30 protein-coding genes are annotated in these 26,932 nt (G+C 28.1%); 7 read left to right on the top strand and 23 right to left on the bottom strand.

The window, feature by feature from the left end; all coding sequences use genetic code 11:
- Nucleotides 1-192: 192 nt before the first annotated feature.
- The gene (locus DAD81_RS07470; RefSeq protein ID WP_111707630.1) at nt 193-1,371 is read left to right on the top strand and encodes a hypothetical protein; all 1,179 of its coding nucleotides are present in this window, start codon (nt 193-195) and stop codon (nt 1,369-1,371) included.
- Between the two features lie 169 nt (nt 1,372-1,540).
- On the opposite strand, the gene DAD81_RS07475 is transcribed toward DAD81_RS07470, so the two are convergent.
- The 9 genes from DAD81_RS07475 to DAD81_RS20810 all read right to left on the bottom strand — a co-directional run bounded on the left by DAD81_RS07475 (nt 1,541) and on the right by DAD81_RS20810 (nt 7,697).
- On the bottom strand, nt 1,541-1,867 hold the full coding sequence (locus DAD81_RS07475; protein WP_111707631.1) for a DMT family transporter: 327 nt from the start codon (nt 1,865-1,867) through the stop codon (nt 1,541-1,543).
- Nucleotides 1,868-1,903: 36 nt separating this feature from the next.
- Nucleotides 1,904-2,296 carry an ACT domain-containing protein gene (locus tag DAD81_RS07480; protein ID WP_111707632.1) on the bottom strand — a complete coding sequence of 131 codons (393 nt, stop codon included), beginning with the start codon at nt 2,294-2,296 and terminating at the stop codon, nt 1,904-1,906.
- A complete protein-coding gene (locus DAD81_RS07485; RefSeq protein ID WP_245949192.1) occupies nt 2,297-3,106 on the bottom strand; it encodes a type 1 glutamine amidotransferase domain-containing protein in 810 nt (269 codons plus the stop codon).
- A 137-nt stretch (nt 3,107-3,243) separates the two neighbouring features.
- Nucleotides 3,244-3,807 (bottom strand): Crp/Fnr family transcriptional regulator, encoded by a 564-nt coding sequence (locus DAD81_RS07490; RefSeq protein ID WP_111707634.1) that lies wholly within the window; start codon nt 3,805-3,807, stop codon nt 3,244-3,246.
- Nucleotides 3,808-5,048: 1,241 nt separating this feature from the next.
- Nucleotides 5,049-6,221: a cation:proton antiporter gene (locus DAD81_RS07495; RefSeq protein WP_111707635.1), complete on the bottom strand. Its 1,173-nt coding sequence runs from the start codon at nt 6,219-6,221 to the stop codon at nt 5,049-5,051.
- 89 nt (nt 6,222-6,310) lie between these two features.
- Nucleotides 6,311-6,688: a hypothetical protein gene (locus DAD81_RS07500; RefSeq protein WP_111707636.1), complete on the bottom strand. Its 378-nt coding sequence runs from the start codon at nt 6,686-6,688 to the stop codon at nt 6,311-6,313.
- Between the two features lie 11 nt (nt 6,689-6,699).
- Nucleotides 6,700-7,014: an HPF/RaiA family ribosome-associated protein gene (locus tag DAD81_RS07505; RefSeq protein WP_111707637.1), complete on the bottom strand. Its 315-nt coding sequence runs from the start codon at nt 7,012-7,014 to the stop codon at nt 6,700-6,702.
- A 285-nt stretch (nt 7,015-7,299) separates the two neighbouring features.
- Nucleotides 7,300-7,536, bottom strand: coding sequence for a hypothetical protein (locus DAD81_RS07510; protein WP_111707638.1), 237 nt, complete (start codon nt 7,534-7,536; stop codon nt 7,300-7,302).
- Between the two features lie 17 nt (nt 7,537-7,553).
- On the bottom strand, nt 7,554-7,697 hold the full coding sequence (locus DAD81_RS20810) for a hypothetical protein (protein ID WP_179950033.1): 144 nt from the start codon (nt 7,695-7,697) through the stop codon (nt 7,554-7,556).
- A 638-nt stretch (nt 7,698-8,335) separates the two neighbouring features.
- Here DAD81_RS20810 and DAD81_RS07515 point away from each other — a divergent pair.
- Together DAD81_RS07515 and DAD81_RS07520 are read left to right on the top strand one after the other, a co-directional pair.
- The gene (locus DAD81_RS07515) at nt 8,336-8,881 is read left to right on the top strand and encodes a dual specificity protein phosphatase family protein (protein WP_111707639.1); all 546 of its coding nucleotides are present in this window, start codon (nt 8,336-8,338) and stop codon (nt 8,879-8,881) included.
- Between the two features lie 127 nt (nt 8,882-9,008).
- A complete protein-coding gene (locus DAD81_RS07520; RefSeq protein ID WP_101045874.1) occupies nt 9,009-9,200 on the top strand; it encodes a cold-shock protein in 192 nt (63 codons plus the stop codon).
- Nucleotides 9,201-9,411: 211 nt separating this feature from the next.
- On the opposite strand, the gene DAD81_RS07525 is transcribed toward DAD81_RS07520, so the two are convergent.
- The 11 genes from DAD81_RS07525 to DAD81_RS07575 all read right to left on the bottom strand — a co-directional run bounded on the left by DAD81_RS07525 (nt 9,412) and on the right by DAD81_RS07575 (nt 18,867).
- Complete coding sequence (locus DAD81_RS07525; protein ID WP_111707640.1) at nt 9,412-10,251, bottom strand: restriction endonuclease; 840 nt, start codon at nt 10,249-10,251, stop codon at nt 9,412-9,414.
- Between the two features lie 20 nt (nt 10,252-10,271).
- Nucleotides 10,272-11,168: a hypothetical protein gene (locus tag DAD81_RS07530; RefSeq protein ID WP_111707641.1), complete on the bottom strand. Its 897-nt coding sequence runs from the start codon at nt 11,166-11,168 to the stop codon at nt 10,272-10,274.
- 80 nt (nt 11,169-11,248) lie between these two features.
- Nucleotides 11,249-12,370 (bottom strand): ABC transporter permease, encoded by a 1,122-nt coding sequence (locus tag DAD81_RS07535; RefSeq protein ID WP_111707642.1) that lies wholly within the window; start codon nt 12,368-12,370, stop codon nt 11,249-11,251.
- Nucleotides 12,370-13,476, bottom strand: a complete 1,107-nt coding sequence (locus DAD81_RS07540) for an ABC transporter permease (RefSeq protein WP_111707643.1) — start codon at nt 13,474-13,476, stop codon at nt 12,370-12,372. The genes DAD81_RS07535 and DAD81_RS07540 overlap by 1 nt, the downstream gene beginning before the upstream one ends.
- A gap of 46 nt (nt 13,477-13,522) precedes the next feature.
- Entirely contained in the window at nt 13,523-14,251 is a 729-nt protein-coding gene (locus DAD81_RS07545) for an ABC transporter ATP-binding protein (RefSeq protein ID WP_111707644.1), read from the bottom strand.
- Nucleotides 14,251-15,153, bottom strand: coding sequence for an ABC transporter ATP-binding protein (locus tag DAD81_RS07550; RefSeq protein WP_179950034.1), 903 nt, complete (start codon nt 15,151-15,153; stop codon nt 14,251-14,253). Before DAD81_RS07550 ends, DAD81_RS07545 begins: the two co-directional genes overlap by 1 nt.
- A gap of 6 nt (nt 15,154-15,159) precedes the next feature.
- Complete coding sequence (locus tag DAD81_RS07555; RefSeq protein ID WP_111707646.1) at nt 15,160-15,621, bottom strand: hypothetical protein; 462 nt, start codon at nt 15,619-15,621, stop codon at nt 15,160-15,162.
- Nucleotides 15,618-15,983, bottom strand: a complete 366-nt coding sequence (locus DAD81_RS07560; RefSeq protein ID WP_111707647.1) for a hypothetical protein — start codon at nt 15,981-15,983, stop codon at nt 15,618-15,620. The genes DAD81_RS07555 and DAD81_RS07560 overlap by 4 nt, the downstream gene beginning before the upstream one ends.
- Before the next feature lie 118 nt (nt 15,984-16,101).
- Nucleotides 16,102-16,992 carry an HlyD family secretion protein gene (locus tag DAD81_RS07565; protein ID WP_111707648.1) on the bottom strand — a complete coding sequence of 297 codons (891 nt, stop codon included), beginning with the start codon at nt 16,990-16,992 and terminating at the stop codon, nt 16,102-16,104.
- A 10-nt stretch (nt 16,993-17,002) separates the two neighbouring features.
- On the bottom strand, nt 17,003-18,253 hold the full coding sequence (locus DAD81_RS07570; RefSeq protein WP_111707649.1) for a TolC family protein: 1,251 nt from the start codon (nt 18,251-18,253) through the stop codon (nt 17,003-17,005).
- Complete coding sequence (locus DAD81_RS07575) at nt 18,253-18,867, bottom strand: TetR/AcrR family transcriptional regulator (protein ID WP_111707650.1); 615 nt, start codon at nt 18,865-18,867, stop codon at nt 18,253-18,255. Before DAD81_RS07575 ends, DAD81_RS07570 begins: the two co-directional genes overlap by 1 nt.
- 493 nt (nt 18,868-19,360) lie before the next feature.
- Here DAD81_RS07575 and DAD81_RS07580 point away from each other — a divergent pair, with 493 nt between their 5' ends.
- Complete coding sequence (locus tag DAD81_RS07580; RefSeq protein WP_111707651.1) at nt 19,361-20,284, top strand: 1-phosphofructokinase family hexose kinase; 924 nt, start codon at nt 19,361-19,363, stop codon at nt 20,282-20,284.
- A gap of 134 nt (nt 20,285-20,418) precedes the next feature.
- The gene (locus DAD81_RS07585) at nt 20,419-20,841 is read left to right on the top strand and encodes an MgtC/SapB family protein (RefSeq protein ID WP_111707652.1); all 423 of its coding nucleotides are present in this window, start codon (nt 20,419-20,421) and stop codon (nt 20,839-20,841) included.
- Nucleotides 20,842-21,029: 188 nt separating this feature from the next.
- On the opposite strand, the gene DAD81_RS07590 is transcribed toward DAD81_RS07585, so the two are convergent.
- From DAD81_RS07590 to DAD81_RS07600, 3 genes are all read right to left on the bottom strand, one after another.
- Nucleotides 21,030-21,476 carry a KTSC domain-containing protein gene (locus DAD81_RS07590; RefSeq protein WP_111707653.1) on the bottom strand — a complete coding sequence of 149 codons (447 nt, stop codon included), beginning with the start codon at nt 21,474-21,476 and terminating at the stop codon, nt 21,030-21,032.
- 185 nt (nt 21,477-21,661) lie between these two features.
- On the bottom strand, nt 21,662-22,888 hold the full coding sequence (locus tag DAD81_RS07595; protein ID WP_111707928.1) for an alginate lyase family protein: 1,227 nt from the start codon (nt 22,886-22,888) through the stop codon (nt 21,662-21,664).
- 241 nt (nt 22,889-23,129) lie between these two features.
- Nucleotides 23,130-24,095, bottom strand: coding sequence for a sugar phosphate isomerase/epimerase family protein (locus tag DAD81_RS07600; protein ID WP_111707654.1), 966 nt, complete (start codon nt 24,093-24,095; stop codon nt 23,130-23,132).
- A 294-nt stretch (nt 24,096-24,389) separates the two neighbouring features.
- Here DAD81_RS07600 and DAD81_RS07605 point away from each other — a divergent pair, with 294 nt between their 5' ends.
- Both DAD81_RS07605 and DAD81_RS07610 read left to right on the top strand, forming a co-directional pair.
- Nucleotides 24,390-25,721, top strand: coding sequence for a TolC family protein (locus DAD81_RS07605; RefSeq protein WP_111707655.1), 1,332 nt, complete (start codon nt 24,390-24,392; stop codon nt 25,719-25,721).
- 5 nt (nt 25,722-25,726) lie between these two features.
- Nucleotides 25,727-26,932: an efflux RND transporter periplasmic adaptor subunit gene (locus DAD81_RS07610; protein WP_111707656.1), complete on the top strand. Its 1,206-nt coding sequence runs from the start codon at nt 25,727-25,729 to the stop codon at nt 26,930-26,932.

A 26,932-nucleotide genomic window follows, 5' to 3' on the forward strand; every position in this document is an offset into this window, starting at 1 on the left:
CTATAATAATTAGTTTGCAAAACTGTAATGGACACTGTGATTTAACCGTTAAAGATGCAATGTTAAACACTGTTAATTAGCTAATTAATTACATGTTATTACATTTACTTAAATTTGAATTCAAAATATTGCTTTGAAAAAAACAGCGTTCTTTTCTTTCTAATCTCAACTTCAAATTCTATTTTTGAAAGGATGATTTCAACTGAAAAAAGAAAAGAAATAAACGAAGCACTAAACCGCATTAAATTGCATGAACTTTTTGTACGATCATCAACCTATTCACGTTTATTGAAATATTTAGTTGAAAAAGCCATAGTAGGAGAAGATTTAAAGGAATATACCATTGGAGCAGATTTATTTGGAGAGAATTATGTTAACAATAAAAATGATGGTACGGTTCGCTCTAAGATGTATAAGTTGCGAAAAAAACTCTCGAAGTATTATGAAACTGATGGTAAAAAGGAAATTGTAATATTTGATATTGAAAAAGGGCAATACAATTTAAGCTTTTTATCGGCTGATGAATATTTTAAATCGAAGACTGGAAAAACCGAAACTGTAACTATTCAAATTAAATATATAAAACTTTTACTTGGTGTAATTCTACTTTCGCTTATTTCATTTTTTATTATTAAAACGATTGTTACAAAACCAAATTTTATTTGGGAGCCTTATTTTGAAAAAACATCTGAAAACCTACTCATAATTTCTGATCAATTTATTGTTCATGAAAAAATGGAAGATGGTAAAATGTATGGAATTTCTTACCCAGAAATTAACAATTATAATGACTTTATAAAATACACTCAAAAACATCATAATAAAGAATTAAAACCAACAGATTATACTTTAATGTCTAAAATGGCGCCATATACTGTTAATACTCTTAGTAAATGGTTTGAATTCAATAAAAACGAATTTGATCTTAAACTGGAAAGCAAACTTAAATATGAAGATATTCAAAATCATAATATTCTTTTTGTAGGACAGTATAAAACAATGAATCTTTCAAAATCTTTATTTTTACAAAGTAGCAAAGTGTTTACAACCTTTGGAGATGGTTTTAAATATAAAGATGATAGCAATGAAAAAGTTTACAACACTAAATTTGGCAATAATCTAAAGGTTGAATACGCTATGGTGTCTTACACTACTTTAAATAACGGAAAATGTGCATTGTATTTTGTTTCAAATAACGATATTGGAGTAATGGCAACTGTTAATAAATTTACCAACAATAAATGGCTTGCCGAATTTAAACAACAATTACCAAGTAAATCAAAACACTTTAATGCCTTATTTGAGGTTAGTGGAATGCAACGAAATGATGTAAGTTGTAAATTAGTAGAATTGGAAGTTCTAAAAAACTAAATAAAAAAAACGCTAACACTAATATTCTTTTCAGAAGTTAAGGTTAGCATGTCTTGTTCTTAAATATGCCTAACGATTAAAATCCTTAAGAATTTTTGAAAGTAGGCTTGCACGAGCAATTAATTTTACCGTATGTTGGCAGTATGTTTTATGAAATATTTTAATCGGTTTAATGCGAAACTACTTTCAGTCCAACAATTGAAACAATTAATGTTGTAATAAAAAATAGTCGCCAAAATGTTGCTGGTTCTTTAAAAATAAGAATTCCAACCAGAACAGTTCCTACAGCACCAATACCTGTCCAAACTGCATACGATGTACCAATGGGCAAATGTTGCGTAACTTTTAAAAGAAGCCCCATACTCATTACTAAACAAACCAAGAAACCAATGTACCAATAGGTTGATTCAATTCCTGTTGCCTCTTTTGCTTTTCCAAGACAGGCAGCAAAAGCTACTTCAAAAAGTCCAGCAATTATTAATAATATCCAATTCATTTGTTATTAATTTCTTTTTTACAAACAGTGAATTCTTTATTTTGAAAATTCATTCAAAATTTCCATTGCTTTGTCTGTATCTTTTTTATCTACAAAAATATGGTCGTGATAATAGGCTGCAACAACATTGCAACTAATTCCATTTTTGGATAATGCATTTGAAAATGCAGCTGTTAAACCAACTGCTTCTAAGGAAGAATGTACTGTAAGTGTAATCCAGGAAGCAACAAAAGAATAGTCTAAATTTAATTTGTCTGCAACATTCTTTTCAGCAATAATGGTAATGCTTTCTTCCTCTTTGAATGTCATTATAATTTGGCTCAAATTTATTTCACCCAAATTATCTGTTTTACAAAATACAAATTCACCTACATTGTGTTTCGGTTTCATTGATTTTAAAAGCGCTTCTAAATTTTTTTCTCCACTCATTTATTTTACACTTTTGTTTAGTTTTTGTAATTCCTTTAAAGTTGCATTTCCAACACTTGAAGCAGATTGTGGATTTTGCCCAGTTGCTAATCTTTGGTCAGCAACTACGTGTTTAGTAAAAGGAGCAGACTTTTCAAAAATAGCGCCTCGTTCTTTTAACTTCTCTTCAAGTAAAAAAGGAACTACATCCTCTAATTTTATTTTAACCTCTTCTTCATTGGTAAAACCATTTACTTTTTTACCATCCACAAGATACGATCCATCGCTTAATTTAATGTTTACAAGGCCAGCAGTTCCGTGACATACGGCACTTACTACACCATTGTTTTCATAAATCTTCGCTGCTATTTCAGCAATTTCTGTATTATCCGCAAAATCCCACATAGCTCCGTGACCTCCTGCATAATGAATGGCTACATAATCATCCGGATTTACTTCACTCGGTTTTTTTGTGTTTTCAATTTTATTGCGATACACGTCGTTATCCCAAAATTTCTTATTGATAGCATCAGTCATATCAAATGCATCTACAGGTGCTTTTCCACCTTTTGGACTTACAAAATCTATTTCGTAACCAGCAGTATGTAATACATCCCAAGGATGAGAAACTTCTCCTAAATAATAACCTGTTTTTTCGCCTGTATTTCCTTTTTCACTATGACTTGTAACTACAAATAATATCTTTTTTAATGCTTTTGTTTCTATTTTCACTATGGATTTCTCTGAGTTGCTTTTATTTTTACAGCCCATAAGAAGAACCGTAAATAAGGATAGAAAAAGAAACGTTTTAATTTTTATTGTATTTGACATTTTTAATTTTATTTTAAAGTTAGTTTTTAGATTATTCCATTTTTTAAAAAGTATAACCTTTAATAGAGAATAATACTGCAGCGCAAAACTCTTAAACATTTTGGAGAAACTATTTAACAAATGATAAAAAAATAAATTTATTTTATGTTCGCTCTAATTCGACTTAAACTAACTTGGGTAATGCCTAAATAGGAAGCTATATGAGATAATTGTACACGTTGTATAATGCTAGGATAATTTTTAAGAAGTGCTAAATATCTTTCGGTTGCGGTATTAAATTGTAAAGAAATAAGTCGCTCTTCCGATTTAATTAGTTCTAATTCTGAAAATTTGCGTCCCCAATTTGCAATTTCAATATCTTTTAAAAAGAGTTTATGGAGTTTTTCTGTTTTTAATTCATAGAGTTCACAATCTTCCAATAATTCAACATCTTCATACCCTTTTTGATTGTTAACATAGCTTTGCATGGAAACAATAGGATCTCCTTCTTTGCCAAACCAAAAAGTGATTTGATTATCATCTGAATAAGCATATGCTCTTGCTATTCCTTTTTTGATAAAATAAATACTTGTTTCTATTTTATTTGCTTTAAATATAATATGCCCCTTTGGAAATTTAACTTCAATTATCGATTTTTTTATTAAGTTTTTTGATTTTGTTGATAGGGGATATATATTATCAATAATTTGGTCTATTTCCATATATTTATTAGAAATTAATTTTTTGCTATTTCAGTTTTATTAAATACTATATTAATTCTAAAGTCTGTGATTTAATTACTGTCAACTTGTTTGTGTATGAAAAATAGCAGAGTTGTGTACCATTTTTAGGTTTATAACAAAGATAGCAGAAAAGAACTAAACAATTGATTTAGTCCTTGACTGCTATTTTTTTTTAATAAAGTTTTAGGCATTGAGAGTATTTAGTTTAAAAATCGAAACTCACTTGGATTTAACAGTGTTTTCTTTTTAAAAAGGGTACTAAAATACTGTGGATATTCAAACTCTAAGGAATTCTCAATTCTTTCAGCTGTATAGAATCGCAATAAGAAGCAAGCAATTCTTCAAACTAACTTACTTTATCTTTATTAAAAACCGACCGTGTAAAAAACTTACGTTCATAATAACGTGTGGCATAACTTAAGATTAATTCTATAGTTGAAACAATTACATTTTGGCTGTGTCTATCTATATTTTGAATATATTCTGTTTCAATATTTTCTACCTATAGTTTGATTTCGTTGCGTTCTTTTTTAGATAAATATAAGGCTTCATATAGGTTGTATGAAAAGAAATCGTAAGGCTTAATTTTACTGGAAAGCTGAGTTTATCGAATTAAATCTGGATAAAAAAACAACATCCAACCTTCATCATTTTACCCTTTTGTACGACTCCTGGTGAAATTATTTGACCAGGTTCAATAAACATCATTGTGCCACTCTCAAAATCGAACTTGTTTCTCCCATAACTGAAATCATATAAAGAAATGTCTTTTACGGAAATACAACATAGGTTGATAATAAAATGTTTATTATCAAAACTCTTACGAATATTAGGATCGTTTAAACGAATCACAGAGACTAATGTGGGATTTGGTGAATCTATATTAAAAATAGAATTTACTTCACTTACAGTATTAATAGATATAAATTGTGGTTTTATTGGTTTTTAATTTTGTGCTTGTTGCACAAGTTGAATCAAATATAAAGGAATACTTGGATTATTGAAGAAGAAATATTAATTTAATGATATGGTTATTTAGAAAATATTATAAGAGCTAGGAAAAGTGAATTATCATTAATATAGTTTCCTTTCTTGCTATTTACCCTCTCTATATATCGTAGGTAAGGAGTTTTTTGAGTAGTATTTTCTAATTTTTATTGCCTTGTGCAACGGTTAACATTGTTAACGGTAGTGTTTTATTCATTATAGTTTTTCTCTTATTATTTTTTTCTAGTTTTATTAGTAAACATAATACCAAATGTCATAATTAATGATGATATAATAATTACTTGAATAATTAGAGACTTATTAACTATTAAGATACTGTCATTAGGATCAATAGCCAAAAATAGTAGGATAGTAATAAGTCCTCTTGGCGCTACAAACAGTAGAGGAGTCAATTTAAGTTTTGATGATTTAAGCTGAATTACACGAAGAACAAAAATTATAGTTACAATGCTTAAAGACCATATTAAAGTTTTTGTATTAAGAATTTCAGAAGTTTTTAGCATATAACCAAAAAGGATAAAGAACAATGCACGAATTAGAAAGGCACCTTCAATTGTAAGCGCTTTAAATTTTTGAATTTCATCCCTAATATCCTTTGTATCAAATTTATTTATCCATTTTATACGCTTAAATTCTCCTAAATTACCAATAGATAATCCAAAAATTAGGATAAAAATAAGAGCGGGAAGGTGGTATACTTTAGAAATAGCATAAATGAGAATTACTAATAAAATTATAGGAACAAACTTCACATGATGATCAATTTTGCTGAGTAAGCGAGAAAGCACAATTGTAGCAATAAAAGAAACAGTTATCATGATAGCGAACTTTAAACCAAAGAATCCAAAAGATGATAGTTCAATACTTTCATTTAAAGCAATGAAATTAAAAAATAGGACTCCTAAAATATCCGATAAACTACTTTCATAGGTCGTAAATTCCCTATCAAATGTTGTCAAGTTTCTAGCGCTGGGAATTGCTATAGCACTGCTAATGATACATAAGGGAATGGCATTAATTAAACTAATTTTAAAGGAATAATTACCATAATACTGAAACATAAAAGCAAGTAATAATGCCATTCCTACCATTGGAAATAATGCTCCCATCAGGGATTTTTTCACTAGACCAACCTTTGATTTATTGTATTCCAATTCTAATGAACCTTCAAGTACAATTAGCACAAGACCTATTGTTGCCAATATTGGTAACAGTTCAGTAAAGTCAGGAAGTTCAAATTTTAAAAGGAGGGTGACTTGTTTTATACTCCAACCTAATAATAACAGTAGAATTACGGAGGGTATATTGGTTTTTGAAGCAGTGAGATTAAATATGTATGCTATAAGTAGTAGCGAGCAAAACGCAATTATAATAGTGTATGTCATTTTAAATTGTTACTACATTGTTTTATAAATATTGCTATAAGAGCGTTTAATTGACTATTTTCTTAATTACTGCTTGGGCATTTTTATATTTATATATTTTTGAAATGATTTGTTACAAAGGCATCTTTTTCATTGTCGGTCATTTTATCTCTTGGTTCAATGTCAATTTTAATATTCTTAAAATGTAAATCTTTTTTTAAGTAATTGTGCAGTTCTACTTTTGCGTTTGTTGGCCCAAACAAAAGCACATGGTTGTATTTTATAATTTCATCTGCTATTTCTTTGTAATATGCTTCATGCATTTGCTGTCTTTTGTTATGCATAAGGCTTTCGCTTGTATTTAATGCTTCTTCTTTTGTTTCTGAAGTAAATTTTGAGACAATAGTTCGTGATTCGTTTTTTGAATTTATATCAATTAAATTAGCAACTGAATGATCCATCCAGATACCTAAATTATTATTTTTCATTATGTTAAGTTTTAGTGTTTTTGAATTTTTCCAAGAATACTTTCTATAGCGGTTTTAATTTTATCAATAGCACCGGTTACAGCCATATCCATGGTGTTTGCCTGATTCGTGATAGCTATAGGTTGTTTGCCCTCAAGTCTGGCTTCTAGTAGACAAGATATACTATTAAATCCATCCTTTTTCCCATTTTCATCTTTAAAATGAACCTCTATTCTGGTAATATGAGATTCGAACCTTTGTAATGCTTCAGTAATTTGAGAAATAAAAAAATCGGAACTTCTTTTTTCTCCCGTAAGAGTTTTGTCTGTATTTATTTGGATTGTCATATTTTATAGTTTTTTAATGTTCTTTTGCATAAGTTTCTAATAAATTATTTAAGGAATCTAGATAATATTTTAGTGCTTTGTTACTGACACCTTTGTTAGTATTCGATTGGAAGTTTCTTGGTATTTTATCCATGTATTTAATCAGTTCTGGATAATCCTCTTGAGTTTTTAAGGTAGTCAATCGGATGTTCTAATTAAGGTTATTTTTAGATTCTATTTTCTATAGGTTTTTAAAATTAAAAAAATCTTTAGTTTAAGGCTGCTTTTAGTCAATATTCTAATGAATTAACAAACTATTCCTTGTTGCTTTATTCCTGTTTTTTGAGCTTTATTGGAAAGGGTTACTTGACCATGGGCGGCAATTGTGCTTTTTTCCGCTTTTTGATGGTTTCCTTCTTCATAATGGGAGGCGGCTTCTAGATGGAATTTTGAAGCCGCTTGTAAATGTTTTGCTGCTTTTCTATGCTTTTTAATCCTTATTAGGTTTTTTTCTATTGTATCACTTACTTTATGTCTTTTCATATTTGTTTCGTTGTTTTTTATTTTTTGTTTTGTTGTTTTTTTATTGTAGTCTTCTCAATATCAAAATGGTCATTTAATTGATTAATATTACCAGTTGGATTTGTTGGATGCGTCTGTTGTTTTGTTCTTTTGAATTTCTTTCTATCTTTAATCATTCCCATGTTATTTGTTTTAATGGTTCATTGATAGTATAAAGATTTAAGACTAAAACATTGCCAATATTGTCTTAAAACCAAAGAATTATGTTAAATAGGCTTAACCATTAACATACTTTATTAAGATTAATTTTAGCTAATTTTTTTATTGGAAGCGATTAATATAACGTCTAATTTCTCTGTTATTCTGATTAGAGTTATATAGTTTTTTTTAGTCAGTGTTCATTTTGTGTTTTCATAAGTGACTATAATTAATATTTTAATTTTTAGGAAACCTATTTCAGGTCTTGCATGACCTAATAATTCTTGAATTAATCTTAAGTCAATATTTATATACTCTAAAAAAAAATTAATATCCCTATTTTTTAATTTCGAAATTTGTTTAGACTGAATATCGGTTATAGAACCTTCAACAAAACTAGTATGCGTTTTTACAGTAAGGCACTTAGTTCTAGAATATCCATTTTTATTTATCTTGAGATTTTTGAATTATATCATTCATATTTTATTGATACTTTTTTATTAGGAGGTTTGTTTTATATCGTTTTAATCTAAAAGTCAATAATAAAACCTACAAATACTATTAGTATAAATAATTAAGCTGTTTTGCATCATTTTTGATAACTAATTTCAAAAATAATTAAATGAGAAAATTATTAACAGTAGTGGTGTTTTGTTTTGGGATAATGAATTGTAGTTACGCTCAAGAATTAACACTTAAAAAGGTAGAGTCAAAACATTTTAAAAATTTATATAAAGTTAATGAAGTTCTGTATAGATCGGAACAACCAAGTAAAAAAGGTTTTAAGGAGGTTGAATTAATAGGAGTGAAGACTATTCTTAATTTAAGACGACTTAAAAATAACATAAAAAAAGCTAAAGACTTCAATTTTAATTTGGTGCACCATCCAATTAAGACAAAACTTTTAAATGAAAATGATATTTTAAAAGCTTTAAGTGTTATTAAAAATTCGGATCAACCAGTTTTGGTGCATTGTTGGCACGGATCAGATAGAACAGGAACTATTATAGCAGCTTATAGAATGGTTGTTGATAATTGGTCTAAAGAGCAAGCAATTAAAGAATTTAGGAAGGATAATTTAGGTTATCATTATAAAATGTATCCTAATTTATTGGTTTTGCTGAAAAACTTAAATATTAATAAAATGAAAATTGATCTAAATAGCTAAGTCTAGTTTAGACTTTTCTGATGAAATATTAAAAAATAAATTAAAAATTAAATTATAGTATTGTTTATCAAAAAATTAGCGTTACATTTGCGCCATAATTAAGTATTATAAATTAAATTACATTAAAATGAGTAAAGGAACAGTAAAGTTTTTCAATGAAACTAAAGGATTTGGATTTATCACAGAAGAAGGAGTTGAAAAAGACCACTTTGTACACATTTCAGGATTAATTGATGAAATTCGTGAAGGCGATGAAGTTGAATTTGATCTACAAGAAGGAAACAAAGGATTAAACGCAGTGAACGTAAAAGTTATCTAATACATATACTTCAAGTTTTCAAAAAGCCCATCATAAATGATGGGCTTTTTTTGTTTTTAATTGTAAATAAGTATTTTTTTATAATATAATTCTTTAAAATGGGTTTTAATAGAAACTTCATTTACTTATAGGTAATTAAATAGAATTTGAGGTTTAGATTAAGTGGTGTATTTAAATTAAGAGCTAGTTTTGTATAGTATAAAGTTTTATTTTATGAATTACATAACATATGTATTTCATCTAAAACTAATCCTTTTTGTTTTTCTGAGATAGATAGTTGATTAAGTGAATTAGGGATTTCGGAAAGCTCTTTTACCAAAATAATACCTTTTTCTATAAGATGTGATTTTTCTTTTTTTGTTAAAGTTGTTAAAGTGGTAATGGGATATAAACCATATTTATTAATATTTTCTTTTATTCCGTTATTTATAGGATAATCCCAACTTAACAACGTTAAATCTACACACTTTGAGTAGTCTATTGCATCTTTTGAAAATCGTGTATTGGTTACCAACCAACCTTGTTTTAAGTGGGTTGTTTTATCTGAATTATTCCAAATATTTTGAACATCAATAAATCTAGAATTTATATATAAAGGAATTCTCACATTATTTACAGCTGAAGAATCTTTATGAAATTTACATTCCACAGTATAAACATTACCATCTTTTTCAGCTAAAACATCTATTTCATGGGTAATACATGCTCCTTTTAATATTTCACCAATTTTAGTTTTATATCCTTTTTGCTTTAATAATGCGCTTACCAATTTTTCAAAAGGAAAACCAGTTGGTCCTAATTCAAAAATAGCTCTTTTTAAACTGTATTTTGAAGCAGAAATTCGGTTGTTTTTTTTTAATAAACGAAAAGCTTTTTTATAAATTAAGTTTGTTGAAATTCCATCGTATAAATCTGGGGCAATACGTATAATGATTTTTTCAATTTCGTGTGGAGTTGCTCCACTATTTTTTAATGAGGTTTTTAATTTTTGTGTTGAAAAGGGTTCTAATTCACCCGATTTTTTTTTAACGTTTACAATTATATCGTTCATGTTTTATTAGTTAGTTGTTCTTAAAAGCGTAAAATTTCAGTCATTAGTCCAAATCTTATAATATCTAATCTATTTTGAAAATTAATATTGTAATAATCATTGCCATGGTAAAATTGAACAAATAATCCAATATCTTCTAAAAATTTTGGATGGTAATATATTGTTAGACTTGCATTTAATCTATTTATGTTAAAAGTATCTAAATTATTTATAGCATCAAACATCCAGGTAGTTTCTAATTTTAAAGAAATGGCAGGTCTTTTTTCGGATATTAAGTTTGGAAAAGGAAGTTTTATAGCCTGAAATGTGTTTTTCCACCTAAACCCGCTATAAACTCCATGTAAATTTCTAATCATCCAATTTTTTGGGTGAAGTTCAATTGAGCTTTTAAAAAAATTAAAAGCATTTAAGGATTTACTGAATGATGAATTGATAAAACCTAATTCAATAAAATTTGTTGAAAAACTCCCTGTATTTAAATTAATATTTCCATCTTCGTTAAAGAAATTTCCATCCTGCCCGTTTGAATGGTGTGCAATTCTACCAAATAAAGTAAGTTTTTTTGAAGCTTGTTTATTCCCTGTTAAATAGTAAAATGTTAGTTGGGGTATATAACTAGGTGTGCGTACTGGATAAGAATATTCATTGTACATTCTTATAATTATTTGGGGAGTGAAAACCCCCATTAACCTGGAATCTTTTCGTTTTTTTATTACAAAACTAGGACTAACATTAGCTTCAAACAATAGGGGAGCAATAGCGCCAATATCTGTTGGAAAAGTAACGTAGCTGTCACTTTGATTAATTAATGCTATTTTTATAAGTTCTAATTTTAAAGAATCATTTTTTATTTGTTGCGAATAAGTAGAGGGAATAAAAAAAAATGCCAAAATAAAGATATAAAAATACTTTCTCATATTTGCTAAGTTATTAATAGTAAGATACTTTTATTTTGTTAAAGAAATTAGAACTTATCGAAAAAAATGTTTTAAAAAATTTATGTTGTTTTTTTATAACTCCAAACAGCTAATCCATTCATTATAAAAGCGTAAAGTAATGTTTTTAATAATTGAGGTATAATATCTACAAAACCAGATCCTTTTAACATTACCATTCTCATTACTTCTACAAAGTATTTTATAGGATTAAAGTCAGTAATATATTGCGCCCATATTGGCATACTTTCAATTGGGGTAAACAAACCACTCATTAAAATAAAAATAACCATAAAAAACCATGCAATAAACATTGCTTGCTGTTGTGTGTCTGTAAAGTTTGAAATAAATAAACCAATTCCTAAAACTACTAAAATGTAAATGGATGTATAAAAATACATTAGGCCTAAACTACCAATCATTGGAACATTAAAAACAAGTTTAGCAATTATTAATCCTACTGTTAGTAATCCTAAACCAATTACCCAAAACGGAAAAAGTTTACCAATTATAAATTGACTTTTTTTAATTGGTGTAACATTAATTTGCTCTAAGGTTCCAATTTCTTTTTCTCTAACAATATTCATTCCTGACAGGAATAAGGTAATCATAGTAACCAATAAAACTAATATACCGGGAACCATAAAGGTTTTATAATTTAATGTTTTATTATACCAAAAGGAAGGAATAGTAGTGATGTTAATAGATTGAACTTGCATATCAGATGGTTGCATTAATTCAATTTTTAGCTTTTTATTAAAGCTCTGAATTATTTGTGTAACATATACATTTTCTAAACCTGCAGCAGCTCCATCAATAGCATTTATAGTTACTCCTATATTATTATTCTTTTCAACTTGTAAATCGCGTTCAAAATAAGAGGGAATTGTTATTAATACATCAACTTCACCTTTAAGTATGGCGTTATTCGCAAATTTTTCTGTAGGATAATTAGTTAACACATTAAAATATGTAGAAGCATTAAATTTTTCAATTAAAGCCCTTGATGTTGTTGTATGATCATAATCTACATACCCAAATTTAATATTTTTAACATCAAAAGTAGCTGCGTTTGCTAATATTAAAAGCTGAATTATAGGCATTACAAATATTATAGGCAACATAGCTTTATTTCTAAAGATTTGCTTAAACTCTTTTTGTATGATATAAAGTATTGTTTTCATTACTCTAGTCTAATTTTATATTTTTTAACACTCAAGCCAATAAAAAACACTGTCATTCCCAATAAAATAAGAGTTTCTTTCCATATATATTGTAGCCCAACACCTTTTAGCATAATTGCTTTAATAATAATAATAAACCACTTAGCGGGAATAATGTTACTTATAATTTGTAATGGTAAAGGCATACTTGTAACGGGGAAAATAAAACCAGATAATAGAATAACGGGTAACATTAGTCCCATTAAAGATATCATCATTGCTGTTTGCTGTGTAGCTGATATGGTTGAAATTAAAATACCCAATGCTAATGATGTAATTATAAATAGTACACTTTCCAATCCTAATAAAAATAAACTTCCTTGAACAGGCATTTTAAAAATAAATAAGCTTAAAATAATGATAACAACAGCATTTATAATAGATAGAAAGATATAAGGAAACACCTTACCAATTATTACTTGTAAAGGTTTTAACGGAGATACTAATAAAATTTCCATAGTACCTAGTTCCTTTTCTCGGGTAATAGAAATTGAAGTCATCATTGCAGAAACCAACATAAGAATTATAGTCATTACTCCAGGAACAAACATATATACACTCTTTAACTCAGGATTAAATACCATACGAGATTGCGGTGTAATTTGGTAAGCAGAAGTACTATTTTTATTTTGTTCTCTAAGATAATTTTGAAGAATGGCATTCACATAATTACTTATGGTATTGGCTGTGTTTGGGTCCGTAGCATCTGTGATTACTTGTATATTTGAATGATTTTCTTTTATTAAATTTTTGCTAAAATCTTTTTCGAAATTTAAAACGGCTTTTACTTTACCTTTTTTAAAAACCGATTTTATGTCTGATTCTTTTTCAATAAATTGATCGATACTAAAATATTTTGATGCAGATATTTTATTGATAATTTCTTTAGTTGTCGCATCTTTAGAATGATCTAAAACAGCAATATCTACATTGTTAATTTCATTAGTAATAGCGAATCCAAAAAGTAAAATTTGAGCTATTGGCATTCCAAAGAGAATAAACAATGAACGTTTATCTCTAAAAATATGGTAGAATTCTTTTTTTATGAAGCCTATAAATCTTTTCACGTTTGTATAATTTTAATAGAGATTTTAAATTTTGTTAAACCTTGTTTCATCCTCTTGCTAATTTTAAAAAAACATCATTCATACTTTTAGCTTTAAATTGTTCTTTCAATTTTTTAGGTGTGTTTAAAGCTTCAATTTTCCCGTTTACCATTATTGATACTCGGTCACAATATTCTGCTTCGTCCATATAATGTGTGGTTACAAAAATGGTGGTTCCTTGGTTAGCAGCCTTGTAAATCATTTCCCAAAATTGTCTTCTGGTAATAGGATCTACACCTCCAGTTGGCTCATCTAAAAATACAATTTTAGGATTGTGTAATAATGCTACTGAAAAGGCTATTTTTTGTTTCCAACCCAATGGTAATGAGCCTACTAATTGGTTTGAAACATTTTGTAATCCTAATTCTTCAATTAAAATAGTTGATTTTTCTTTTATCTTTTTTCTTGATAAACCATAAATACCTCCAAAAAAGGTAATATTTTCTTTAACGGTTAAATCGTCATATAAAGCAAATTTCTGACTCATATAACCTATGTTTTTCTTAATGTCTTCAGCATTTGTGAATACATCAAAACCAGCTACATTTGCAGCTCCAGAAGTTGGATTGGAAATACCAATTAGCATTTTCATTGCTGTTGTTTTTCCAGCTCCGTTTGCTCCTAAAAAACCAAATATTTCACCTTTCTCAACGTTAAAAGTAATCGCATTTACAGCGATAAAATCTCCAAACATTTTGGTTAAACCTTCAACTTCTATAACTTTATTATTGCTCATTATTTTGCTAATTCCATAAAAGTATCTTCTATGGTTGGTGCTGTTTTATTTATTATTATATCCAATAAATTTTTAGACTCTAAATACTGTTCTAATTCTTTTGGTTTAAAATCTGATCTGCTATCTGTATAATGTACAAACTCACCAAAGGGATATACACTGTGGTTGTGCGAGTAATCATTTAAACTTTTTAAAAGTTGATACATATCATTTGCGCGTACATTGTAAATAGGTTTTGGATAGTGTTTTACTATAGCTTTTGGAGTATCAATCTCTAAAATTTTTCCATCTTGAATTAATGCAATTCTATCACATAGTTCGGCTTCATCCATATAAGGAGTTGAGACTAAAATAGTAATTCCTTTTTGTTGTAAACGTTTCAACATTTCCCAAAACTCCTTTCTTGAAACAGGATCAACACCTGTAGTTGGCTCATCTAAAAACAACACTTTTGGTTTGTGAATTAAAGCACAACACAAGGCTAATTTTTGTTTCATTCCTCCAGAAAGTTTACCGGCTCTTCTGTTTTTAAAGGGTTCAATTTGAATGTAAATATCTTTAATTAAATCATAATTCTCTTCAATGGTAGTACCAAAAATGGTAGCAAAGAAATCTAGGTTTTCTTCAACCGTTAAATCTTGGTATAATGAGAATTTACCAGGCATATATCCAACATTATTTCTAATGCTTTTATAATCATTCACTACATTAAAACCTGCAACTGAAGCTGTTCCTTCACTAGGAATTAAAAGAGTAGTTAAAATACGGAATAAAGTTGTTTTACCAGCGCCATCTGGACCTATAAGTCCAAATAGTTCGCCTTGTTTAACATTAAAAGTAATGTTTTGTACAGCGTTTACTTTGTTGTAAGACTTGCTAATATTTTTAAGAGAAATACTCATTATAGCTTATTCAAAATAGGTTTTATAGGTTTTTAAATGTGTGTTTAATTTGTTGAAATGCGCTTTGCTATTTTTAAGATCTGAAGCGGTTAAACCGTTAAATAAACCTTTCATAGGAACTAAAAATACATGCAATTGATTGTGCGCTTCCCCAGTCATAGTACATTTTTGTACAATTGTTTTAAACTGCGTTTCTAAATTTTGTTTTAGCATTTCATAAGCTTCTGGGTTTTCAACTTCGGAAAAATCGGACATTAATTGTAGCATTGCATTAATTCCTTCAGTAGTTTCAGAATTGGCTTCCCATAAGTTACCGTTATTTAATTGAAGTTCTTCTGCATTATTATGTTGTTGTTCTTCAGTTTGTTGAGGCTGTTCTTGTACAGATTTTTTTTCGGTAGTATTTTTACAAGAAATTGTGAAAAATAGGATTGTTACAGCAAAAAATAGTTGTGTTGATTTTTTCATTCTGATTGATTTTTAAAAGCTAAAGTTAAAAGCGCAATTACAACCCAAATACTAGTTCTAAAAACCATTGCATTGATACTTTCTGAGGCTACATTTTTATTAAAAAAATAGAGATAAAAAAGTAGCATTAAATGTGATGCAAGTATAAAAACAATTGCTTTTTTTGTGAATTTATGTTTTAACCAAATAAGATAAGCAGCAATGATTGAAATAAATCCAAAAATCACATTATATATTACTAACCAGTTGAGCACTGTGTAGTTTTTTGTGTCAATTCCTAACAGTACTTTTGAGCCTGCAAATATTGACATTGCGCCAATTATAAATGCAAGTATTGAAGCTGTTTTATATATGTTTTTCATAGAGATACTTATTATATATTGTAAAATTTCGATACTATTAACTAGTTTTTGAATCTTATTAATTCTTAATCTTGATGTGAACCTGAATCAAGTTCAGGTTTACGTTTTTTAGTGCATATTATTTAGAAATCCACATTTCTGCAGGCATTCCAATTTTTAAACTACCATCATTTTTAACATCTATTTTTACAGCATACACCAACGCTACACGTTCTTCTTTTGTTTGAATTATTTTTGGTGTAAATTCTGCTTCTGAAGCAATCCAACTAATTGTACCGTTATAAGATTTCATAGCAGTTGCGTCATCAATTTTCACAGTTACTTCATTACCTATTTTTATGTTTGCTAATTGAGTTTCGCTAATATAAACACGCAATTGCATTGTGCTTAAATTTGCTATTTTATAAAGTGGTTTCCCAAAAGAAGTGATCTCATTAGGTTCTGAGTATTTGGTTAAAACTGTTCCATTAACAGGATTAATTATTTTACTTTTTGAAATTTGATCGTCTAGTTGTTTCAGCTGAACATCAATAGATTTAAGTTCATTTACTACTGGAGCATTTTGAATTTCTACACTTTTAATTCTATTTTTAATAACATCCATTTCTCCTAGAACATCATCCAATTGTTTTTGTGTACCAGCGTTGTCTTTAATTAAATTGTTAATTCTAACTTTATTTGTATTTGCAGTTTTTAATTGGGCTTTTAAAACAGAAATTTGTGATAAAACACCTTTAGATTTTGAACTAATTACAGCTTTAGAAACCAATAATTGTTCTTTTTTTAAAGCTAACGGAATGGTATCTATATAACCTAAAAACATGTCTTTTTTAAGTATATCACCTTCATTAACATTAAACTGCATTAATTTCCCATTGTTTTCGGCTGAAATAGTTATTTCCGTAGCTTCAAAATTGCCATAACCATCTGCTTTTCCGTTAGTGTCTTTACAAGAAAATAAACTTGTTGTAATAATGCTTATTACTAAAATATAATTGTAGTATTTCATCTCTTAAAAATTAATGTCCTTTTATGATATTATAATTTGCTTTTGCTAGTTGTAGCTGAATTTTATGTTTTACCAACGCATTTTCGGCTTCATATAAATTGGTGAGCTCTGTAATATAAGCTGATGGTGTAATAACCCCATTTTTAAGCTGAGAATTTGAAGATTGTAACACTTCTTTTCTAAGTTTTATAATGCTCTCATCTGAAGTGATAATAGAATTAATTTTTTCAATTTCTTGTTGTTGCTTATTCAGCTCTATATTAGTGTTCAATTTAAAAACTTCAGTTTCATTATCCACAATGTCTTTGTTTATGGTTAATGATTTACGTTCATTTTTGTTAGTATTCCAATCAAAAACATTCCAGTTTAGTTTAACACCAACCGTATAAAATGGTTGAAATGAATTATCTAACATATTTAATCCAGGATTTCCATAGCCACCAGTAGCAAAGCCAAGTAATTTTGGTGAATTTTTTTTTGAAATTAAAGTTTTAGAATTTTCAATTTCATCTTTTTTAAACTGAAATAATTCCAGTTCTGGTCTGTTTATAACCGTGTTTAAAGGAGTTTCAACCAGCGGGTTTTTAAAGATGGTTGAAATATTTAAGGGTTTGTCAATTAAACTTGAAAGTGTTTCAATTAGTGATGTTTTATTATTTTCAACTTCAATAAACTGTTGATTTATTTTTAATAATTCAGCTTCTAAAACTTTGTCTGAAGCAGGAAGCAATACACCATATTTAACACCTGATTTTACTTCTTTAAGTTTAGTTTGTAATTGGTTTTCTTTTACTTTTAACAACAAATAAGTTTCTTGAGAAAGGAGTATAGAAAAGTACAATTGGTTTATCTGTTGCTTTAACTGATATAGGTTTACTTCAATTTGTTTTTGTTTTGTTTTAAGTTGTGCTGATTTTACATTTAGTAATGCGTTTGTTGCACCTCCATTATAAATAAGCTGATTTACAGATAAAGTTGCACGATATTGGTCTTTATTTAAAGGTTCTATACCTGACATTGCAAGTGGGAACTCAATTACATCAGAGAGGTATGTTGCCTGAACATCCAAATTAAATTGCGGTAATTTAGCGTTCGAAATTACATTATTGTCTAATTGGTTTTGCGTATCCAATAATTGAGATTGTTTAGCCAATGGGTAATTTACGGTTACCAAATTATAACATTCTTCTAATGTAATGGATTGTTGTGCAAAGATAGGAATGCTAAGTAACGTTAATAAAATTAGTATTTTTTGCTTCATTATTTTGATTTTATTGAATTGATAATAAAGGTTGAAACTTCTGTTTTTCGGTCTTCAATTAATTGTTGGTAAGCTTCACTATCTATTTTTGTTATCGCTTTAATTAAAGGAGCAGCTATAAAGGGAAATATGTTTAGTGCTAATATATTAATGAATAATTGTTCTGCTTTTATAGGTATAATAATCCCTTTTTCAATCTCAGCATTTAATTTAATTTTAAATTTATTAATGTTAGGAAGTTCAATGTTTTTTTGAATTTCGGAAACAAACTCAGTATTTCTATTAAGTTCTTGAAAAATAAAATTAGGTAAATATGGATGTTTTATAATAAATGGGATATAGTTAGATGTAAAATTTTTTATTTTATCTTCAATAGAAGAATCATCATTTAAAATAGTATTTATTTGTGGCGCTATTAATGAAAAAGCCTTTTTAAAAACGGCTTCAAAAAGTAATTGTTTACTTCTATAATAATAATGAAGCATTGCTTTGTTTATTCCGGCTTTATCTGCTATTTCTTGCATTCTAGCACCGTCCATTCCTTTAAACTGAAATATGTTTTCTGCGGCATTTAATATTTGTTCTTCAGTATTTTTGTCCTTAGTTTTTTTCATTTTAACTACACGGTTTAACCATATGGTTAACAAATGTACAAAATATTTATAATCTTGTTAATTTATTTACTTAAAAAAATAAATTTAAAGAAAAGAAGGGAAGAGTAATAGAGTTTTTTGGTAGTGAGGAAGTAAGTTTAATTTAAGGGAAGTTAATAATGTTTTTAAAAAACGAACATTATAGTTTACTTTAATGAACTTTTATTTCTTAAAATTACTTTTAAAAAATTTAAATACTAAAATGAAAATTTAACAGGTTTAAAAAAACAAATAATTTTTTTTGAGTGAATACTCATTATAATAACAAGCAAAAGAGTTAAATTAATTTTTTACCTTTATTGTTTATTATTTTAATAATAAGAGCTGTAATTTAACCATAAAAATTGTAAAATAGTTCTTTAAATAATTGTTTTAATTATGTAAAACAACAATACCTTAATTGCCTTAAATTAAGATATAATAGTGAAAAATATAAATATATAATATAGCTAACATGAATATAATTACGTTAACAGTTAATCCAGCTTTAGATAAAAGCGCAAAAGTTGATCAAATTAAGCCAGATCAAAAACTTAAATGTCATTCAATAGAGTACCAGGCTGGAGGAGGAGGCGTTAATATTTCTAGAGTATTAAATGTCCTAAAAGTTAAAAATAAATGTTTATTTACTGCAGGAGGTGATACAGGATTAAATTTAAAAAATCTTTTATTAAAAGAAAATATTAATTTAACTGCTATTCCTGTTAATGCTTGGACCCGAGAAAACTTATCAGTTGTTGATAACCAAACACAGTTGCAATATCGTTTTGGAATGCCGGGGAATGAATTAAGTACCAGTGAAATAGCGCTGATTAAAACCATAATTAGTGATGAAATTAATGAAGATTCAATTTTAATTTTAAGTGGAAGTTTATCTGAAAAAATGCCTATAGATTTATATGTGCAATTGATAAAATTAGTTAAAAAGAAAAATATAAAAGTTATAGTAGATACATCTGATAAAGCTTTAATGGAAACTTTAAAAGAAAATGTATATCTAATAAAACCTAATCAAAAAGAATTAGCACAACTTGCAGGGAAAGAATTCTTATCAAAAAAAGAACAAGAGGCTTTTGCTATGAAATTATTAAATTCAAATAGAGCAAAATATGTTGTAGTTTCTTTAGGGGCAAGAGGGGCTTTTTTAGCTTCTTCAGAAGGTGTATTTTATAAAACTACTCCATCTGTTAAAGTTAAAAGTACAATTGGAGCTGGTGATAGTATGGTTGCAGGAATGGTTTATGCTATTGAGCAAGGGCTTTCTTCAGAAGAAATATTAAAATGGGGAGTTGTTTGTGGTACAGCTACAACAATGAGCGAAGGTACAAACTTGGCCAGTATGGAAAGTATTAATCATGTAATAGAAATGATTGGTTAAAAACTAAAACAGTTCAATTTATTTAAAAAATGGTGTAATTTATTATTGCATTAATAATCTATTATTTAAGACGGAAAGAGTATTTTATGTGAAATGAAAATAATACTTTAACTTTATTTTTATAAAAGAATAAAATGACAATTACAGAATTTACAATGCGACTTCTTGTTGCCTTAATTGCGGGATTAGCTATAGGTTTTGAAAGGCAATGGCACCATAAAACGGCAGGTTTAAAAACTAATATGTTAGTAGCTGCGGGAGCTGCTATATTTGTTTTATTGTCGTTTATTATGAAAAATGACGATCCAAATATTGATATTACAAGAATTATTGCGCAAGTAGTAACTGGTGTAGGTTTTTTAGGAGCAGGTGTTATTTTTAGAGAAGGAGTAAATGTTCATGGGTTAGGTTCTGCTGCAACTATTTGGTGCAGCGCAGCAATTGGTTGTATTGCAGCTTCTGGTTTATATACTGAAACTTTAATATGTACCTTATTGGTTATTATTGTAAATTCTTTTATAAATCCTCTTGATGATTATTTAAAAAATAGAAAATAATTGAGTGTTCATTTGAATATAAAATTTAAAAATGATCAAGATTTCATTTTTTAGAAAAAAAATCCCCTAAAATTTCGACTGAAATAATAGGGGATTTGTTTATATTTTAAGGTTTAGATCACTTTTAGCTTTCAAAATAATATGTTATGAATTTAAAAGATTCTAAGCCTAAAAAGTAAGTTTTTAATTTATGCCATTACTGGTGCTTTTTTTGATTTTCTATATAAATAAGAATTGAAAATATTTCTTCTTCCAAAATTGCTTAACGATTTGCTATTTGCAAATTTCATATAAAGCTTTCGGTTTACACCAAAGTATTCGTAAGTACTACCATCAGTAAAAGTAACCTCTAACAGTAAACTTTTATGATGAAAATCTGCAACTTTTGCTTCTTTTATTGTAGTAGTATATTCATCTAAATTAGATTCTTTAGTTGCGGGAGCAATACTTACTAGAAAATGATATGCATCAATAATTTTTAAACTTACTTGGCCAGCTTCTTCTTTTTTATCTTCATCTTGAAATTTATCTGGATGCCATTGTTTTACAAGCCCTCTGTAAGTAGTTTTTAACTCTTTAAGATCAATAGAGTTTTCAACTTTAAAAAGCTTTTTAGATTCATTAATACGCTTCATATTCCGTGTTTTGATTTTTGTGCAAATGTATTCCTATTATTTGTATTAAAGCAGAAAGTATTGATTTAATATAATAATAGTAAGTTTTGGCCAAAGACGCCAGTTTTACTCACTTTTCAATTAAAATATATATACGTGAAAATATTTTTTTTGATTTTGATAAAAGAAATGTCTGTAAAAAACATCTAATTGGATGTGTGTAACAACCAAAACTCCAATAATTTATTGTTTATATCTTTTTCTTCAGTAATTTTTAAAATATTTTCTAAAGCCTTTTTATATGTTTCAGAATTATATTTAGCCGGTATTTTTGCAATTACAGGGATTAACCCAGATAAATCAATAGGTTTTAAGGTATTATAGTTCCATTTTTTACCATTTAAAACTGGAGTTAGATAATTAATAGCTAAGAATAAACTCTTTTTGTTTTCAGTTTCAAATTGCCACATATTCATACCAACTTTATCACCCAAAACAGCAATATTCGTTAATGCTTGTAAATTAAAACAACTATAAAAAAATGATCTTGATCTAGCAAGTTCATGAATTTGTCCACCTTCAATATTTAGCATTTTATCCAAGCTATTTTGTGTTATTTCAACCATTTGTTTAACTAACTGCTTATCATCTAAATAAAGTGCTAAAGAAGCTACTTGATATCTGTACCAAGAACCGTGATTATTTTCTTGCATACTTCCTTTTATACCTAAATCACTTTTTGTTAACCACGTTAAATAATCCGATAACCATTTTGTTGTTTTTATTTTATGTTTTGGCTCCCAATTTTCAGAAACTGAAAGTAAGTTTATTGCATCCGGAACGCACATAACTATTGAGCGTCCATCTAAAATGCCAGTTGCTCTTTTATTAGGATTACCCGGAACAGTTTGTGCAAATTCTAAATGTGGATTCATAAGCGTAGTTGGATTCAAAAACCAGGTTTCAATCATACTAATAGCTTTTTTAGAATACGCTTCATTTTTGGTAAAATAATATGCTAAACTGAGCCTCCAAACACTTTCACCCATAAAACCTAATCTTCTTCTATCCACAGCATCGGTTTGTGTGTCAGGATTTGTTTTTCCATCATGTCTCACCCAAGGCAAACCATCTATTGTATCAGCATTTGGCCACCAATAACGGCTAATACTTAAGTAATCATGCTTGTTTCCTGATGGCGGAAGTATGGTTTTATCCAGTACCGTTGGGTTGTTGCTTTTTAGTAATTTATTGGCATTATTAATTAATTTTTTATACGCAATAAGTGTTATTTCTGAAGCAGTTCCATTTTCAATCATTTTTTTTGTTTTTGCCAAACCAATGGAATCTAAACGAATAAATGGATTTGAAAATGTATTAGTACTTATAAAACAAATTAAAATTAATAATAAGACCTTTTTTGTTTTTGTCATAAATATACTTTTGTGCTGTTTAAAAAATTTAAGTTTAAATATAGCCATATATTCAATTATTATAATATTATCAAAAATGAGAAACAAAGCATAAAGCTTATTTTTTTAATAAAATTGGAGCTGTTTTTTTTAACTATTATGTTTCTTGTTTTAAATGGAAACACACTACAAATCAATTGAGTATTTATATATAATTTATTTAAAAGAGCTTTGTTAAATAGAATAATCTTTAAAACCTTTATTAAGAATTTTTCCAAGCTTCTTTAATAAACATTAAGTCTTTTTTAATGCTTTTAAAAACTTCTTTCTCATTAATAGTTATTTTTTTATTTCCTTTTTCAGCACCACCTAAATCATACTCTACATGAAGAGAAACAGGAACGTTAATTTTATATTTTTTAAGTAAAGAAAAATAGCGATTAAAATCTACCATACCTTCGCCTAAAGGAACATTAATTGGCTGCCATTTTCCATTTACAATTCCCCATTTAACATCTTTTAATACAATGGAATTAATAAATGGTTTAATACGTCTTAACCCAAGCTCCCAACATTCACCACCTTCTATTACAGCATGTCTAATATCATATTGGCTCCCCATATATTTTCCTTCTGTTGCTTCTAAAATAGGAAGAAGATCCCAAACAGGAGCGCCTACATTTTTACCTGAATTATTTTGATATCCACCAATAAGTCCTAGTTTTTCATTTAGAATTTCTAAATCTCTTGCTTGCTTTCCATATAAAGCTTGACTTTCAGTAATTGGTGTATCTTCAGGGTACTTTAACCAATCTGTACGGTAATTGGTAAAACCTAATTTGCTTGCCGTTTCTAAAACCGTCTTTTGTACTATATTTTTAGCATCCCAAACATTAGTTGACATCATTTTTGGGGCAAGACCATGTTTTTTCATAGCTTCCATGGCTTTTGGTAAATCATCCTTTACATTTTCAGGTAATACATGGCCTTTTGGTCGTACTGTTAAATCTAAACCATCAAAACCCATTTCAGCTGTAGCAGCAGACATATCATTATAATTTAAAAACTGTAGGTGTTTTGAAAATAAATGAACATTTAGTTGGTCTTGTGATGACGACTCTGTTGTATTTAATACATTTTTAAAAGACATTAAAGGAATAGCTGCAAGTCCCATTGCAGAAAGTTTGGAAAATTCTCTTCTAGAAAAATTAGTTGAATGCTTGCTCATTTTGAAGTGTTATTTATAGATGATTTTATATAGTATGAAAGATAGTTGATTTTAATTGGATTTTGAAATTAGGAAGTGATATTGTGTTATTATGAAGAAATTTAAGAGGGGTTATAATAATAGTAATCAATTGTTAAGAAAAAATACATTATGATATTTATTCTCTTCAACCAAAAAATCTCATCTATTAAAAATGGGTTTTTGTATATTAAATCTGCCCAAACGTATATTGCTTTTTATTATAAGAGTACATAGTTACACCTTTGAAGTGTTAAATTAAAAACATTCAAAAAAATGAAATTATATCTCATTATAGTAAGTTTATTAATTATGCAAATTTCGTTTGCACAAGAAACTTTAAATAACTCAAAGTCAGAAGTATGGTCTTTAGAAGATTGTATTAATTATGCTTTAGAAAATAATATTACCATTAAAGATGCGGCATTAAACAAGAGTATTTTTGAAGTAGATTATAATAAATCGAAATCGTCTAGATTACCTAATTTGTTTGGGAATGCTTCACAAAATTTTTCTAGTGGAAATACAATAGACCCAATTACTAGCGATTATGTAACAGACCAAATTAATAATACAAATGTTGGTATTAATAGTTCTGTAACGTTATTTCAGGGAAATCAAATTAGTAATCAGATAAAACAAAATAAATTATTATTTGAACAAAGTATTTTTAAAGAAGAAGTAGAAAAAAACAACATTGTTTTAAATATTTTAGAAACTTATTTACAAACGTTATACAGTAAAGAAGGTATAACTATTGCTGAAAATAATTTAGCAGCTTCAGAAAAAGAAGTTGAACGTGCAAAAGCACGTTTAGATGCCGGAACAATTGCATTAAATGATTATACAGAAGCACAAAGTCAAACTGCAACTAATAAATACAATTTAATTAATGCAAAAAATGACTATCAGCAATATATTATTGTACTAAAACAATTATTAGAATTACCACCAACTGAAAACTTAGAAATTGAAACTATTAGTGAAAATTCTGCATTGGTAAATTTAGAGTTAAACAAATTAAGTATTTACAATAATGCATTAAACTATTTACCAGAACTAGAAGCAAGTAACTTAAATATCGCTGCAAACCAAAAGGAATTAGACATTGCAAAAGGTGGTTATTTACCAACGTTGTCATTAAATGGAAGTCTTGGGTCTGGTTACACAAGTGTAAATAATGATACTTTTGGTAGCCAGTTTGATGTTAACTTCAATCAAAAATTAGGGCTATCATTAAGTGTTCCTATATTCAACAGAAATCAAACTAAGGCTGCTGTACAAACGGCAACTATAAATATTGAAAAGGCAGAAATTCAAAAACAAAGTACTAAAAAAGATATTTATAAAAAAGTAGAAACGGCTTACCAAAATGCATTATCTGCGCAAGAACAAGTAATTGCGGCTGAGGCTTCAAAAAAAGCTGCTAAACAATCTTATGAATTGGTACAAAAAAAGTATGAATTAGGCGATTTAAGTACTACAGATTTAGTGATTAGCCAAAATACATTCACCAATGCACAACAAAATTATTTACAAGCAAAATACTTAAATATTTTATACCATCAATTATTACAATTTTATCAAGGAAACGACATTAAACTTTAAACAAAATGAAAAATAAAAAGAACATCATTATAGGCATTATTGCAATAGTTATAGTATCAATTTTAGCATACAGTCTATTAAAAGGTAGTGATACTATTGTTATTGAAGCTAAAACTGTTGCAGCTAAAAAAGCAGCTGTTACAACAATGGTAACTGCAACAGGAACCATTGAGCCAATAACTCAAGTTGAAGTTGGTACACAAGTTTCAGGAGTTGTAGAAAGAATTTATGTAGATTATAACAGTAAAGTAACAGAAGGACAACTTATTGCAGAATTGGATAAAACCAACTTAAAAGCTACTTATTCTCAAAATAAAGCAGCTTACGACAATGCTGTAAGTCAAAAAAATTACTTACAAACAATTTACAATAGACAAAAAACCTTGTTTGAAAATCAAGTTATTAGTAAAGCCGATTTTGATGAAGCCGAATATAACTTTCAAACAGCAAAAGGTTCTGTAACAGAACGATTATCAGATCTTCAAAAGGCTAAAACAAATTTAAGTTACGCTAATATTTATTCGCCAATAGATGGTGTTGTTCTTTCACGAGCTATTGATGAAGGACAAACAGTTGCTGCTAGTTTTAGTACACCAACTCTTTTTACCATTGCTCAAGATTTAAAAGAAATGCAAGTTGAAGCTGATGTTGATGAAGCAGATATTGGACAAGTTACAGAAGGGCAGCGTGTTGAATTTACGGTTGATGCTTATATAGGAGAAACATTTGAAGGTGTTGTTACTCAAGTGCGTTTAGACCCAACAGTAACATCAAACGTAGTTACTTATACTGTAGTAATTAAAGCTAGTAATCCAGATTTAAAATTAAAACCAGGATTAACTGCAACCATTTCTATTTATACCTTAGAATTAAAAGATGTGTTAACGGCTGAAGCCAAAGCAATCAACTTTAAACCTGAAAGAGAAATCCTAGCAGCATACAATCTACAGCATCAACTAGAGGTTAATAATAGAGAAAGATCTAGAGAAAAAACCACACTTTGGGTGTTAGAAGCTAATAAAAGTATTACACCAAAAACTGTAACATTAGGAGCCAGTGATGGGGTACATGTTCAAATATTAAGTGGAATTTCCGAAGGCGAAAAATTAGTATACAGTTTGGCTGGTGTTAGTAAATCTGACACAAAAACAGCAGATAAAAGTGAAAGTCCTTTTATGCCAAAACGACCAGGATCAAACAAAAAAAAGTAA

The sequence above is a fragment of the Lutibacter citreus genome (assembly GCF_003260195.1).
Lineage (GTDB): Bacteria > Bacteroidota > Bacteroidia > Flavobacteriales > Flavobacteriaceae > Lutibacter > Lutibacter citreus.